At 41.3% G+C, this 13135-nt stretch carries 15 protein-coding genes and 4 tRNA genes; 6 read left to right on the top strand and 13 right to left on the bottom strand.

All coding sequences use genetic code 11. From position 1 onward, the window contains the following. Position 1: 1 nt before the first annotated feature. From pheS to thrS, 5 genes are all read right to left on the bottom strand, one after another. Positions 2-1024, bottom strand: coding sequence for a phenylalanine--tRNA ligase subunit alpha (pheS, locus tag KIT27_07760; GenBank protein MCW5589543.1), 1023 nt, complete (start codon positions 1022-1024; stop codon positions 2-4). Between the two features lie 198 nt (positions 1025-1222). Next, positions 1223-1582: a 50S ribosomal protein L20 gene (rplT, locus tag KIT27_07755; GenBank protein ID MCW5589542.1), complete on the bottom strand. Its 360-nt coding sequence runs from the start codon at positions 1580-1582 to the stop codon at positions 1223-1225. 11 nt (positions 1583-1593) lie between these two features. Next, positions 1594-1791, bottom strand: coding sequence for a 50S ribosomal protein L35 (gene rpmI, locus KIT27_07750; protein ID MCW5589541.1), 198 nt, complete (start codon positions 1789-1791; stop codon positions 1594-1596). A gap of 58 nt (positions 1792-1849) precedes the next feature. Beyond that, entirely contained in the window at positions 1850-2371 is a 522-nt protein-coding gene (gene infC, locus KIT27_07745) for a translation initiation factor IF-3 (protein MCW5589540.1), read from the bottom strand. Between the two features lie 20 nt (positions 2372-2391). Next, positions 2392-4314: a threonine--tRNA ligase gene (thrS, locus tag KIT27_07740; GenBank protein ID MCW5589539.1), complete on the bottom strand. Its 1923-nt coding sequence runs from the start codon at positions 4312-4314 to the stop codon at positions 2392-2394. Between the two features lie 154 nt (positions 4315-4468). Here thrS and KIT27_07735 point away from each other — a divergent pair, with 154 nt between their 5' ends. After that, positions 4469-4786, top strand: a complete 318-nt coding sequence (locus KIT27_07735; GenBank protein ID MCW5589538.1) for an XRE family transcriptional regulator — start codon at positions 4469-4471, stop codon at positions 4784-4786. 30 nt (positions 4787-4816) lie between these two features. On the opposite strand, the gene KIT27_07730 is transcribed toward KIT27_07735, so the two are convergent. From KIT27_07730 to KIT27_07715, 4 genes are all read right to left on the bottom strand, one after another. Then, positions 4817-4889: transfer RNA gene (locus KIT27_07730), tRNA-Lys, on the bottom strand. Positions 4890-5112: 223 nt separating this feature from the next. Continuing rightward, a tRNA-His gene (locus KIT27_07725) sits at positions 5113-5188 on the bottom strand. Between the two features lie 33 nt (positions 5189-5221). Further along, positions 5222-5298, bottom strand: a tRNA-Arg gene (locus KIT27_07720). A gap of 38 nt (positions 5299-5336) precedes the next feature. Next, positions 5337-5413 (bottom strand) — tRNA-Pro (locus KIT27_07715). A 202-nt stretch (positions 5414-5615) separates the two neighbouring features. Between KIT27_07715 and folD the strand changes: the two genes are divergently transcribed. Beyond that, positions 5616-6473 (top strand): bifunctional methylenetetrahydrofolate dehydrogenase/methenyltetrahydrofolate cyclohydrolase FolD, encoded by an 858-nt coding sequence (folD, locus tag KIT27_07710; protein MCW5589537.1) that lies wholly within the window; start codon positions 5616-5618, stop codon positions 6471-6473. Between the two features lie 22 nt (positions 6474-6495). Here the strand turns inward: folD and KIT27_07705 are convergent, their stop codons facing one another. Both KIT27_07705 and cysS read right to left on the bottom strand, forming a co-directional pair. Continuing rightward, on the bottom strand, positions 6496-7572 hold the full coding sequence (locus KIT27_07705) for a hypothetical protein (GenBank protein ID MCW5589536.1): 1077 nt from the start codon (positions 7570-7572) through the stop codon (positions 6496-6498). Between the two features lie 121 nt (positions 7573-7693). Continuing rightward, on the bottom strand, positions 7694-9082 hold the full coding sequence (cysS, locus tag KIT27_07700; protein ID MCW5589535.1) for a cysteine--tRNA ligase: 1389 nt from the start codon (positions 9080-9082) through the stop codon (positions 7694-7696). Between the two features lie 161 nt (positions 9083-9243). Here cysS and KIT27_07695 point away from each other — a divergent pair, with 161 nt between their 5' ends. After that, positions 9244-10011: a UDP-2,3-diacylglucosamine diphosphatase gene (locus KIT27_07695; protein ID MCW5589534.1), complete on the top strand. Its 768-nt coding sequence runs from the start codon at positions 9244-9246 to the stop codon at positions 10009-10011. A gap of 88 nt (positions 10012-10099) precedes the next feature. Beyond that, positions 10100-10609, top strand: a complete 510-nt coding sequence (locus KIT27_07690) for a hypothetical protein (protein MCW5589533.1) — start codon at positions 10100-10102, stop codon at positions 10607-10609. Between the two features lie 40 nt (positions 10610-10649). Here KIT27_07690 and KIT27_07685 read toward each other — a convergent pair whose 3' ends face one another. Continuing rightward, positions 10650-11261, bottom strand: a complete 612-nt coding sequence (locus KIT27_07685; GenBank protein MCW5589532.1) for a tRNA-(ms[2]io[6]A)-hydroxylase — start codon at positions 11259-11261, stop codon at positions 10650-10652. A 94-nt stretch (positions 11262-11355) separates the two neighbouring features. On the opposite strand from KIT27_07685, the gene KIT27_07680 reads away from it, so the two are divergent. Beyond that, entirely contained in the window at positions 11356-11868 is a 513-nt protein-coding gene (locus KIT27_07680; GenBank protein ID MCW5589531.1) for a hypothetical protein, read from the top strand. Next, the gene (locus KIT27_07675; GenBank protein ID MCW5589530.1) at positions 11868-12293 is read left to right on the top strand and encodes a hypothetical protein; all 426 of its coding nucleotides are present in this window, start codon (positions 11868-11870) and stop codon (positions 12291-12293) included. The genes KIT27_07680 and KIT27_07675 overlap by 1 nt, the downstream gene beginning before the upstream one ends. Before the next feature lie 105 nt (positions 12294-12398). Here KIT27_07675 and KIT27_07670 read toward each other — a convergent pair whose 3' ends face one another. After that, entirely contained in the window at positions 12399-13076 is a 678-nt protein-coding gene (locus KIT27_07670) for a GTP-binding protein (GenBank protein ID MCW5589529.1), read from the bottom strand. Positions 13077-13135: the final 59 nt, after the last annotated feature.

The raw sequence follows: 13135 nt of genomic DNA, 5'->3' as shown, positions 1-13135 counted from the left end.
CCTAAAATTGTTGTAAAAAGCGTTGATCATTTTCAAACATTAAACGCAAATCATCGATACCATAACGCAAGAGGGTTAAGCGATCGATGCCCATACCAAACGCAAATCCACGATATTTTTCACTATCGATATTCACAGCTTTTAATACTTCTGGATGCACCATACCGCACCCTAGCACTTCTAACCAACGCTCTGTACCCGGAATGGGTTTGCCCTGCTCATCATAATCGTAGGCTTGAATATCCACTTCAGCCGAAGGCTCAGTAAAAGGAAAAAAGGAAGGACGAAAACGAATTGTTAATTTGCGTTCAAAAAAATGTTCGAGAAAATCGATGAGGATACCTTTTAATTGCGCAAACGTTACGTGAGTATCGACGTATAAGCCTTCAAGTTGATGAAACATCGGCGTATGCGTCATATCGATATCATCGGTGCGATACACTCGTCCTGGTGCAATAATTCGCAAAGGAGGTTTACGTTGTTCCATTTGGCGAATTTGCACGCAAGAAGTGTGAGTGCGTAATAATAAATCGTGGGCATCCAAGAAAAAAGTATCTTGCATGTCACGTGCGGGGTGATTTTCGGGAAAATTTAACGCTGTAAAATTATGAAAATCGTCTTCAATTTCAGGACCCGTTATCGTTTGAAAACCCAGTTTTTCAAAAAAAGCCACCATGCGTTGGCGCGTACGTGAAATAGGATGATGATTTCCAGGTTTAAATCCGCGCCCCGGCAAGCTGACATCGATAGTTTGTTGTGCTAATGCTTGAGCTAATTGTTGCGTCTCTAAATTATTTTTTTTTTCTTGTAAAGCCTGTTGCAATGTGTGTTTTGCTTGATTGATTAATTGTCCGGCGTTGGGACGCTCACTGACTGGTAAAGAAGCAATGGATTTTAATAATTCCGTTAACTCCCCTTTTTTTCCTAAATATTGCACACGGATCTGTTCGAGTGCATTTAATTCTTGAACATGATCAACCGCAGTTAATGCCGTTGTTAAAATTGTATCTATCGAATGACTCATGAGTGGTTTCCAAAATAAAAAAAGGGAACACGCTTAAGCGTTGTTCCCTTTTATCCTCTTCATACTTGACTGTTAGGCTTTATCGCCAAGCTCAAGCTACTCAATCCTGTATTAGCTATACACTTTTTCGTAGCGTTATACTGAGCGCCTCACCTATAATCCAAGTGTTATGAGTAGACATAAAGCAAAAAATGTTGCTTAAGCAGACAACGCAGAATTAGCTTTATCTACTAAGGCTTTAAACGCTGCTTTATCATAGACAGCAATATCCGCTAAAATTTTGCGATCGATATTGATGTCGGCTTTTTTCAAACCGTCGATAAAACGACTGTAGCTCATGTCAAATTCACGCACTGCTGCATTAATTCGCACAATCCACAACGCACGGAATTGACGTTTACGCTGGCGACGATCGCGAAACGCATATTGTTCCGCTTTAATAACCGATTGTTTAGCCACTCGAAACACGCGTGAGCGTGCGCCATAATAGCCTTTCGCTTTTTTTAGCACTTTTTTATGACGGGCGTGTGCTTGTACGCCACGTTTTACTCTTGGCATCGCAACCTCTCCTATTCTTCTAACAACATACGGCGAATGCTTTTAACATCGCTTTTATTAACTTGATGCATGCCACGTAAATTACGTTTACGTTTCGTGCTCTTCTTTGTCAGAATATGATTGCGATTCGCACAGCGATATTTATAACCGCCTTTGGCAGTTTGTTTAAAACGCTTTGCTGCGCCGCGATTGGTTTTCATCTTTGGCATGGATGACTCCGCATTTATTAAATATTAATATTCGGCACAAGGTGGCTGCTTAAAAAAATTAAGCCGCTCTTTTCGGTGCTAATACCATGACGACTTGACGCCCCTCTAATTTAGGTTCTTGTTCAACAACACCATGCTCCAGTAAATCTTTACGTAAGCGTAGCATTAATTCCATACCTAAATCTTGGTGCGACATTTCGCGACCACGATATCGCAATGTTACTTTAACCTTGTCACCTCCGTTCAAAAAACGAATCAGGTTGCGTAGCTTTACCTGATAATCGCCTTCTTCAATGGTCGGACGAAATTTAATTTCTTTAACGTCAACACGCTTTTGCTTTTTCTTCGCCAGCGCTTTTTGTTTGTTTTGTTGGAATTGGTGTTTACCAAAATCCATAATCCGACACACCGGCGGCAAGGCATTGGGTGAAATTTCCACTAAATCTAAGCCCGCTTCTTCTGCAAGACGCAACGCTTCGTTTAGATTGACTACCCCAATTTGCTCACCTTCGATCCCGATCAACCGAATTTCTTTCGCGCGAATTTCATCGTTTACGCGAGATTGTTTTTGAGTGGTAATACGCCAACTCCTCCTAACAGTTAAACTAATTTTGTCCGACCACGTTGCGCTAAGTCTTGGTGCAAATGAGTCACAAACTCTTCAAGAGCCATGTTACCTAAATCTTCACCAGCACGAGAGCGCACCGTGACACGTTCGCTTGCAAGTTCTTTATCGCCGATGACCAGCAGATAAGGAATGCGTTGCAAAGTGTGCTCGCGGATCTTAAAGCCTACTTTCTCATTTCTCAAGTCTGTTTTGACTCTAAACCCACGTTTTTTTAAAATTTTTGCAATTTTTTCACAATAAGCATGCTGATTATCGGTAATCGAGAGCACTGACACTTGTGTAGGCGCTAACCAAGTCGGAAATTTACCGGCATAGTGCTCGATTAAAATTCCCATAAAACGCTCAAATGTGCCAAAAATCGCTCGATGTAACATCACAGGAATTTGACGAGAACCATCTTCAGCGACGTATTGTGCCCCTAGCCGTTCCGGTAAACAATAGTCGAGCTGCAAAGTTCCTAACTGCCAAATCCGCCCTAAAGAGTCTTTTAAAGAATATTCAATTTTAGGTCCATAAAAAGCACCTTCGCCAGGATTGAAATCAAAGGTCATGCCGGTTTCTGTTAAAGCATTGGTTAAATCGCGTTCTGCCCTATCCCAAAGATCATCAGACCCCACCCGTTTTTCAGGACGGGTAGAAAGCAAAACGATGATGTCATCAAAACCAAAATCATGGTAAACATCAACGAGTAATTGATTAAACTTAGTGACCTCTGCTTGAATTTGTTCCGGCGTACAAAAAATATGACCATCGTCTTGAATAAACCCGCGAACTCTCATAATCCCATGCAAGGCACCCGACGGTTCACAGCGATGACAATGCCCGAATTCCGATAATCGTAAGGGTAAATCGCGATAGCTTTTTAATCCTTGATTAAAAATTTGAATGTGGAAAGGGCAACTCATGGGTTTAATCGCATAATCATGATTTTCCGTTGTGGTCATAAACATATTTTCGCCGAATTTTTCCAAATGACCAGATTTTTCCCATAAAATTTTATCGGCCATAATCGGTGTGCGAACTTCTTGATAGCCGTATTCTTGGCATTTTTGCCGCATATACTCTTCTAATGCGCGATAAATGGTGAAGCCATCTGGATGCCAAAAAATTTGCCCAGGTGATTCTTCTTGGAGATGAAATAAATTTAATTCTTTACCAATTTTACGATGATCGCGTTTTTGCGCTTCTTCGATCCGCAATAAATACGCATCTAAATCTTCTTTATTTGCCCAAGCAGTGCCATAAATTCGTTGCAGCATTTCATTATTGGAATCGCCACGCCAATAGGAACCGGCATGCTTTGTTAATTTAAATGCTTTCAGTTTTCCAGTGCTTGGCACGTGTGGACCACGACACAAATCCACAAAATCACCTTGTTCGTATAAACTTAAATTTTCGTGTTCGGGGATTGCTTCAATGATATCAACTTTATATAGTTCACCTTGCGCTTTAAAAAAGGCAATAGCTTCTTCCCGGGATACGACTTTACGACTCACTGGAATATCGGCCTTTGCTAAGGCTTGCATTTTGGCTTCAATTTTTTGAATATCATCTGGTGTGAAGGAGCGTTCAAAACTAAAATCGTAATAAAAACCATCTTCAATCACCGGACCGATGGTGACTTGAGCGGTAGGATAAAGTTGTTTGACGGCATGCGCCATTAAATGCGCGCAGGAATGACGCAAGACTTCTAAGCCTTCGGGTTGTTTGGCTGTGATAATCGCCACAGTAGCATCGGTGGTGATCAGAGAATTCACATCGACCAATTCATTATTTACTTTTGCCGCCAAGGCAGCGCGCGCTAAACCTTCGCCAATCTTCTCTGCGACTGCAAGCGGCGTCACCGCGGAAGAATGATGTTGTTGACTGCCATCGGGCAGAGTGATCACCGGCATGAAAGGCTCCCTAATTTTAAATGAGACAAATATACTAACGATGTATTGGATTCTTCACAAGAGGTTTGACGAGGGGCGCTTCACACAAAGAGACTTAAGCACTAAGAAAAAAAGAGTATTTAATGATATTTGATGTAATCAGGAGGGTTAAGACATGGCTAAATCATTTAATAAATTACGTAATAAAATGTCTCCAGTAGCGAGACGACAAGCGGATAAAAAAACCAAGCAGATGCTTGCTGAAATGCCCCTGCAAGAATTGCGTCGAGCACGAGCAATGAGCCAAGAGCGATTAGCTGAAGTACTTGAAACAAAACAAGCAAATATTTCTCGTTTAGAGCGACGCACCGATATGTATATTTCAACCCTACGCAGCTATGTTCACGCAATGGGTGGAGAGCTGAGTATTATCGCGCATTTTCCTGATGGCGACGTGCAAATCAACCAATTTAAAGATCTTGATTGGCGATAAATTATAATCTCTGGACGGTTTAATAACTGCTGGGTCGTGTAGGGTTCGAACCTACGACCGATGGATTAAGAGTCCACTGCTCTACCAACTGAGCTAACGACCCATGGAATAAACATCGTACTTGCCATCCTGGCGCAACTTAGGTTTTCTTTATTACTTATCGTCCGGCCCGCGTCCCTTCGCGGGCGTTCGACCTAAGCAAAGCGGTGCTTTGCTTACCTCGCTACGCTCGGCCGGTCTCACCCAACTGAGCTAACGACCCATGGAATAAACATTTCTTTTTATAAAAGCCCTGCTATAGCAGGGCTTTTATAAAAAGAAATAGATGGGGTGAACGATGGGGCTCGAACCCACGACAACCGGGATCACAACCCGGGGCTCTACCAACTGAGCTACGTCCACCATATACATGATTATATGACGAGAAAAATGGATTGGCGCGCCCGGCAGGATTCGAACCTGCCACCCTCGGCTTAGAAGGCCGATGCTCTATCCGAATGAGCTACGGGCGCAAATTCTTGCTGCGAGGAGCGAACCTATGTGAGTTAGGTGGTCGGGGTAGAGGGATTCGAACCCCCGACATCCTGCTCCCAAAGCAGGCGCGCTACCAGACTGCGCTATACCCCGAACTTGTCCAACTCAATATAGACGCGTGATAATACAAGCGAATCCTCTGATCGTCAACAATTGTGCGCCCATTTATAAAAATTTTTTGTCACTAGCGATATTTCTGCAAACGCCTCGTAAAAATTGGTTATTGCCAAGGTGAATTGAGTATCTTATCAAAACATGACAAAATTCGTGTTTGTACTTTTAGCGATTGGTGAATATGAAAGCACAGATCCTGGATGGAAAATTATTAGCACAGCAATTGCGCAATCGCTTGAGCGAAAAAATCGCGCAATATACGCAGTATTCCGGTCGAAAACCAGGGTTAGGCGTGATATTAGTGGGCAATGATCCCGCTTCAGAAATTTACGTGCGTAATAAAAAAATTGCCTGTCTCGAAGTTGGAATTGAACCAACATTGCAGCGCTTACCCACTACGATCTCTCAACATGATTTAATGCAAGAAATTCACATCATGAACCAAAACCCCGCGATTGATGGATTTATTGTGCAAACGCCCCTACCTCGCCATCTCAATGAAAAAATTATTTTTGAACGAATTGCCGCTCATAAAGATATTGATGGCTTTCATCCGTATAATATTGGTCGGCTTGCCCTGCGCGTTCCCTTATTAAGACCGTGCACGCCATTTGGGATCATGCGGTTGTTGGATCATTATCAATTACCCGTTAAAGGCCAACACACGGTGATTGTTGGTGCGTCGAACGTTGTGGGTAGACCGATGGCACTTGAAATATTATTAGTCGGTGGCACCGTAACGGTAACCCATCGCTTTACTGAACAATTAGCTACCCACGTGGCTATGGCCGATATTTTAATCGTCGCCATTGGAAAGCGCGGCGTTATTCAAAGTGACTGGATTAAACCCGGTGCGGTGGTGATTGATGTTGGCATGAATCGCGATGAGGCGGGAAAATTATGTGGTGACGTGGAATTTGCAACAGCGGCAAATCGCGCCAGTTGGATAACGCCCGTGCCAGGTGGCGTTGGCCCGATGACGGTCTATAGCTTATTGGAAAATACGTATTTAAGTGCCAGTGAATTACACACGCCTTGATGCTGAGTTTTATCGGATTAATTTAACGCGTTGATAAAGGTTTCGAACCTGCTTGCTGAGTTGATTTTTCATTTCCAGCTTGTTTTGATGGATCAGCACTAGAAGAGTTTCCAAATAATCCCTGCTTTAATTTACCTGCAATTGAATCCGCACCTTTTGCCATTAATGCCACCACCACGGCTAATAGCACACACGGCATTTTAATAACGGTATACGGTACTGCAAGCAATAAATAAAGCGGATTTTTAGCGCTCTTTTTCCATAGCGTTTTATTAGTCTCCCATTTTTTAGTTAAATACTCCTTAGGCTCTTTTTTTAAAAAATTTAATTCGCGAAGGAGTAATACACTCATAGTGGACAGAAACGTAATAATAATAATTTTCGCTTCGGTGGAATAGAGTTTGATCATATCTCCTAAAAGAGATAAATCGTTAAAAATTCCCGCAATCGAATCTAAGGGGACTAATTGTTTTAATTTATTGAGCAGCGGCATAAAAAAATTTAAAAATAATACCGTCATTAACGCATAACCCAGTGCATTTAAAAAATGATCGAGCGCCAATTTTAAGTGTTTTTTTACGTCGTTTTCTTTCCAAGCTTTCCACAAGTGATAACACATACAACTAAAATGATACAAGGCATTGATGGCAACCATCGCCAACACGATGGCGGGCAAAACGTGCATGAGCACATAACCCGAAATGCCAATTAAGGTGGCAACGCCAATAATAAGCAATGAAATATTACCCACTAAACGCAAACCGTGAAATAATAATTTCAATATCGCTTGGCGTTTGCGTTTTGTAGTTTGGTTTTCTTGACGATATTCTTCTAAGGCAATTTCAATGGCGTCCCAATCTTCAGTAATCGCCAAGGCGGCAAACACCATTTGAAAAACAAAACCACCAATCCGCATACTTTTTGAAGCCATAACATTCCAAAATCCCTTATCCAATTGCGGATGCGGGACGATTTGATTGGGCACGGCTTGCAAATTTTGGGTGGCAGTAGCTAAATTAGTCGATAAATAGCCGGCCGTGCTTAAGGCAAAACTTGAAGAGATTGTCGTTGACTCTGTCGTGTTTGATTCTGTGGACATGCTATTCTCGCTATTTTTATCAATGTCTGTGCAATTACCAGCATCAGGAAGACGTCCAGTTTAAACCGATTTGTTCAGCAATGCAAAATAGCGCCCGTTGCGTGATTTAAATGTGTTTAAATTATTGTCGACGCCAAACGGTATTGCCCGATTGATCTTCTAAGATCACACCTTGCGCTAGTAAATGATCGCGAATTTCATCGGCTTTTGCCCAATTTTTTTCTTGTCGCGCCAATTGCCGCAGTTGAATTTGCGTTTCAATATACGCCGTATCCAATACTTCACCTTGCACATCACTTTGCAAAAATAATTCTGCATCGGTTTGTAATAAGCCAATAATTCCAGCTAGCTGTTTAAGAATGCTTGCCAAATGATGCGCTAATTTTAGATCGTGTTCACGCGCCCGATTTATTTCATGAGCTAAATTAAATAAAACAGCGAGCGCTTCTGGCGTATTAAAATCATCATTCATCGCCTCAAAAAATCGCTGATAATATTCTGAGGAAGGATCCGCAAGCGGTTGATTGATGGTTAATCCTCGTAATGCCGTATATAAACGATTTAAACTGGCTCGCGCATGGTTTAAATTTTCAGTGGAATAATTAATTTGACTGCGATAATGACTGGCTAATAAAAAATAACGCACGACTTCAGGATGATAATGCTTTAATACTTCACGGATAGTAAAAAAATTACCGAGTGATTTTGACATTTTTTCATTATTGACTTGCACAAATCCGAGATGCATCCACACATCCGCAAAGGGTTCTCCTGTGGCTCCCACCGATTGGGCAATTTCATTTTCATGATGAGGAAATAATAAATCAAAGCCACCACCATGAATATCAAAATGATTGCCTAAACATTGCGTGGACATCGCCGAGCATTCAATGTGCCAACCCGGTCTACCCAAACCCCAGGGCGATCCAAAGGCCGGTTCAGAGGGTTTAGCACTTTTCCATAACACAAAATCCAAAGGATCTTCTTTGGCCTCAGTAATTTCTACTCGCGCACCGGCACGCAAACTTTCCAGATCGCGACGCGATAATTTGCCATAGTCTTTAAAGGCGCGCACGCGATAAAACACATCGTTATTTGGCGCTTGATAGGCTAAACCGTGTTGAATTAAACGTTCAATCATGGCAATAATTTCGCTGATATAAGCCGTAGCACGCGGTTCAACATCGGGCGGCAATACCCCAAGAGCTTCTGCATCTTCATGCAACGCTTCGATAAAACGCGAGGTGAGGGTTTGATAAGGTTCTTGATTATCGTTGGCGCGCTGAATGATTTTATCGTCGATATCGGTAATATTGCAGACATGAGTGACGTCATAACCCACGGCACGCAAATAGCGAGCAATCATATCGAAAGCTACCAGTAACCGCGCATGTCCTAAATGACAATAATCATAAACCGTGATCCCACACACATAAAGCCCGACTTTCCCAGGCTCGCGGGGAATAAATTCTTCTTTGGTTTGGGTTAAGCTGTTATAAATTTTCAACACAAAACAATCCTCATCTTCTAGGCCACGAACGCTAAAAATATGAGCGACATCATAACCAAATGACATCGACTTGCCTACTGTTTCGGCTTAATGTTTTGAATTTAAGGAATGCGTATAATAAAATAGCATAAGCGTTTTCAGCACAGTGAATGTTTTCAGTTATGGCCACGTATTTTATTTCGGATTTGCATTTGGATGAATCTCGTCCTGAGATCACGGAGTTATTTTTGCATTTTTTAACGCATCGCTTGCTAGATGCAGATGCTTTATACATTTTGGGCGATTTATTCGAAGTGTGGATCGGCGATGACGAACAAACCTCCTTGCAACAAGTGATTGCAAAAGCCTTAAAAAAATTAACCATTCCGGTCTTTTTTATTCATGGTAATCGCGATTTTTTAATGGGTAAGCGCTATGCTAAACAAGCGGGACTCACCTTACTTCCCGATCCGGCGTGCGTGACGATTTATGGTAAAAAAATTCTGCTCATGCATGGTGATTTACTGTGCACGAATGATATTGCGTATCAACGCTTTCGTCGCAAAGTACGCAACCCTCTTATTCAATGGTTTTTTTTGCGAACAAGCTTGCGCTATCGTTTAAAAATAGCTAAACATTATCGCGAAGGTTCGAAAGCGCATACGGCAACAAAAACCTTAGAAATTATGGATGTGACACCACAGACGGTAATCGACTACCTCCAACGTTATCAAGTCACTTTACTGATTCATGGCCACACTCACAGACCGGCTATTCATTCCATTGCATTAGCGGGCACAGAAGCTCAACGCATTGTCCTTGCAGATTGGCATCAACGAGGTCAAGCTATCGTTCTTTATCCCGACCATTCAGTTGAAAATCAATCGGTTGAAGTTTGTACTCCAAATACGTTTGAGAAAATAGCAAAAGTCAGCACTCCAGAAGTGTAATATTGCTGTTAGCACAAATCGCGATTATCTTACAGGCTTGAAATACAAGATTCGTTATACTGTATTTCCATTTTTTAGGAGAATATTTATGGAATTCGCCAGCATAACAAAAAGTCGCCAACTTGCCGATAAAATCAATGCTCAACTTAAATCCACCATCCGCATCGTCACCACCGATGGCGCGCATCAAACCACGCAAGAATTAATGAACGTTACCCGATCGGATTTAAGCAATTTACCGCAAAATTGTGCCATTAAGTTTTCGCATGAAGGTTTAGAAATCGCGACTCATCACGATAGTACCCGATTAATTTCTGCCAATTCCTCCACGTTTAATATTTCATTATCCTTAGCGCTTGAATATTTATCACTCCAACTCACCACCATTATGGCTAAACTGGATCAAGCCAAATCCATCAACATCACCACGTTAAGCGAAGCGATTGCTGAGCTTAAAGCTCAATATTTAGCATTAGGATTAAGTCCACAACAACATGATTACGTACTCCACCATATCCCCGAACGCATTGCGCAATTAGAAGATTTGTTAAATGATCTTTCTGCCTATAATGCTATGCAAAATCCAGAACTCAATTAAGGCTTGTTTTGCTGTGTGACGTTCCAAATAAACCAGATAGTTAAGTTAGCAAAGGGCGTCCTGAATGAAAACGAAACACTTCTTCGGGTGCAAGAATAATATTATTTTCAATGTGACGAAAATAATCCAGCCGTTCGCTAATGTCGTCTTGACTTAAACGTTGCGCAAAATTTAAATACAATTGATAATGACGAGCTTCTGAGGCAAGTAATGAGGCGTAAAAATCCTGCATTTCCCCTTGCAAATGTGGCACTAATAACGCAAATCGCTCACACGAACGCGCTTCAATAAAAGCACTGACGATTAATAAATCAATTAAACGCTTGGGTTCAAACGTGGCCACTGGAGCACGCAATTTTTCGGCGTAATGCCCAGGCGGTAAATGATCAAAACGTATCCCCAGTTTTGTCATTAAACTTAATACCTTTTCAAAATGGCGGAGTTCTTCGCGGGCAAGGCGAGATAATTGTTGTAATAAATCAGGATATTGCACATAACGAAACATCAAATTGAGCGCGGTTGAGGCCGCTTTTTTTTCGCAATGCGCGTGATCGATTAATAAAAGGGTTTTATTGTCTAAAGCGAGCATCACCCACTCGTGCGGTGTGCTGGCGCCTAAAAATTGCTGTATCTCAGACAGTATTGTTTGCATGATCAAAACTTCATCGTGGGTATAGCTGGCATCAAGTGCGTGATCGTATTATACTTAAACACTCAATAGCAACGTTTAATTCTTAAAGGGCGCTATGTCTTATACTTATAACGACCTAAAAAATAGCGATAATAAACTCGCGGTATTATTGCATCGCTTAAGCTATCCCGAAAAAGAAAGCCGTGATTATTGGGAGCGCTGGGCGCGTCAGCCGTTGCATGAATTGGTACTAAAAATTATTCGCGGATTGGGTGACTATCGCCAGCGTATTCTTCGTTTACACCACGAACAAGATTATATTCGCCGTCAATATGAAGAATTAGCCGATGCCAAGGTGGTAGAAGAAGATCGTCTTAAAATCCAATCCTTTTTACACGAAGAATATCGCAATTTATTAAAAATGGAACGCGAAATTCTCGATCAACAACACCACTTTCTTCAACAACAAGAAACGCTGGTTAAAGAGCGAATCAAAAATATCGACAATGAAAACCAAAAACGTTGGAAAATCTTTTATAAAGAACAAATGAAATTTATTACGCAAGAAATGAAAAAGCTTGGCTTAGTGAAAGAATGGCAAACCATCATCAAAGAGGTAGAAAAATAATGAACCTATCCATAGCAAAACTTTATGCGCGAATTGCCACCCTCCCTGATGAAAAAATACCAGCACTCCTCGATGCTCTCAAAACTAAAGAAAAAGCATTTAACATCACTCTAGAAGATCCTAAAACGTTAATGACGATCGCCAAAGCCTTGCATCAAGAATTACGCCATACCTCAGAATCTAAAGCGCGTCTTTCCTTCGAATATAGCCCAATGATGGCAACAAGAGTATTAAACTCTCCGCAAAATCTCCCAGAACACCGCATGGTGCAAAAAGAAGAATTTTTAGAACGAGTTCAGGATAAAGTTCAACACATTAAACAAACGCCAGTTACCAGCGAAACCGATAAAGCGGCACTCAGACAAACCCTTGATGAATTCCGTTCAAAAGTTGGCTTAGGTTCAAGCAGTGGTGGAAGCACATAATAAATCACATGACCTATTGTTTTTTTGGCGTATAAACTGCGCACCTATACTCAAAAATCGACACTTTCTGGATCTAAAAATAAACTCATATCCGTTCTGATACTCTCACTTACAACAACGATGTTTTGGAGGTGAGGCAGAAACGTTAGCAGATTCTTGAGAAAACTCAATTTTAGTTTTAGATTGCTGTGGCGGTGTTAACTCTTTTTGGCATACCACCGTAAAAATCTGCTTAAATGCTGCGTCTAGTCCTGAATTGGTTTCCGCACTGACTAAAAAAATGTGATTTTCATGAAACGGATTGGTTAAATTCGCCGCGATTTCTTGATAAAGATAATCCAAATTACAATTTTCTCGCTTTAAATTGGGACACAAGTCACTTTTATTAATCAATAAAAATATATCGATCTCCTGAGAAATACGGGCATTATTCAAGGTGCGAAATTGACGTGCTAATTGATCATCTAAATATTTCTGCAAATAGTCTTTATTAGCACAATGTTTATTTAAAGACACCACGATGATAATCGCATTGGCTTGCCTAAAATAGGTCGGCAACAGCAAGGCAAAGCGTTCTTGACCTGCGGTATCCCATAAATTGACCGCATAAGTTTTTTCATTCAAGCGAAACGGATAATGTTTCAAATCGCCGCCAATTGTCGCTGAATTATGACGAATACTGCAACTGTTATCGATAAGACGATTCAATAAAGAAGTTTTTCCTACTTCTGAATCTCCTACCAGGCAAATTTTTCGCGGATTTTCATGCAGCTGACTAAACATAACTCATATCTACGAGATCGTAGCTTATCAATTAAAACACGCTCATCGTAGGTAATTTT

The organism is Legionellales bacterium (assembly GCA_026125385.1).
Classification (GTDB): domain Bacteria; phylum Pseudomonadota; class Gammaproteobacteria; order JAHCLG01; family JAHCLG01; genus JAHCLG01.
The sequence above is the reverse complement of the archived record's forward strand: the minus strand, read 5'-3'. Positions and strand labels throughout refer to the sequence as shown.

Excerpts from the sequence above, each read along its gene's own strand:
- pheS (MCW5589543.1), bottom strand. The coding sequence starts at position 1,024 with ATGAGTCATTCGATAGATACAATTTTAACAACGGCATTAACTGCGGTT.
- rplT (MCW5589542.1), bottom strand. The coding sequence starts at position 1,582 with ATGCCAAGAGTAAAACGTGGCGTACAAGCACACGCCCGTCATAAAAAA.
- rpmI (MCW5589541.1), bottom strand. The coding sequence starts at position 1,791 with ATGCCAAAGATGAAAACCAATCGCGGCGCAGCAAAGCGTTTTAAACAA.
- thrS (MCW5589539.1), bottom strand. The coding sequence starts at position 4,314 with ATGCCGGTGATCACTCTGCCCGATGGCAGTCAACAACATCATTCTTCC.
- KIT27_07735 (MCW5589538.1), top strand. The coding sequence starts at position 4,469 with ATGGCTAAATCATTTAATAAATTACGTAATAAAATGTCTCCAGTAGCG.
- folD (MCW5589537.1), top strand. The coding sequence starts at position 5,616 with ATGAAAGCACAGATCCTGGATGGAAAATTATTAGCACAGCAATTGCGC.
- KIT27_07705 (MCW5589536.1), bottom strand. The coding sequence starts at position 7,572 with ATGTCCACAGAATCAAACACGACAGAGTCAACGACAATCTCTTCAAGT.
- KIT27_07695 (MCW5589534.1), top strand. The coding sequence starts at position 9,244 with ATGGCCACGTATTTTATTTCGGATTTGCATTTGGATGAATCTCGTCCT.
- KIT27_07690 (MCW5589533.1), top strand. The coding sequence starts at position 10,100 with ATGGAATTCGCCAGCATAACAAAAAGTCGCCAACTTGCCGATAAAATC.
- KIT27_07685 (MCW5589532.1), bottom strand. The coding sequence starts at position 11,261 with ATGCAAACAATACTGTCTGAGATACAGCAATTTTTAGGCGCCAGCACA.
- KIT27_07680 (MCW5589531.1), top strand. The coding sequence starts at position 11,356 with ATGTCTTATACTTATAACGACCTAAAAAATAGCGATAATAAACTCGCG.
- KIT27_07675 (MCW5589530.1), top strand. The coding sequence starts at position 11,868 with ATGAACCTATCCATAGCAAAACTTTATGCGCGAATTGCCACCCTCCCT.
- KIT27_07670 (MCW5589529.1), bottom strand. The coding sequence starts at position 13,076 with ATGTTTAGTCAGCTGCATGAAAATCCGCGAAAAATTTGCCTGGTAGGA.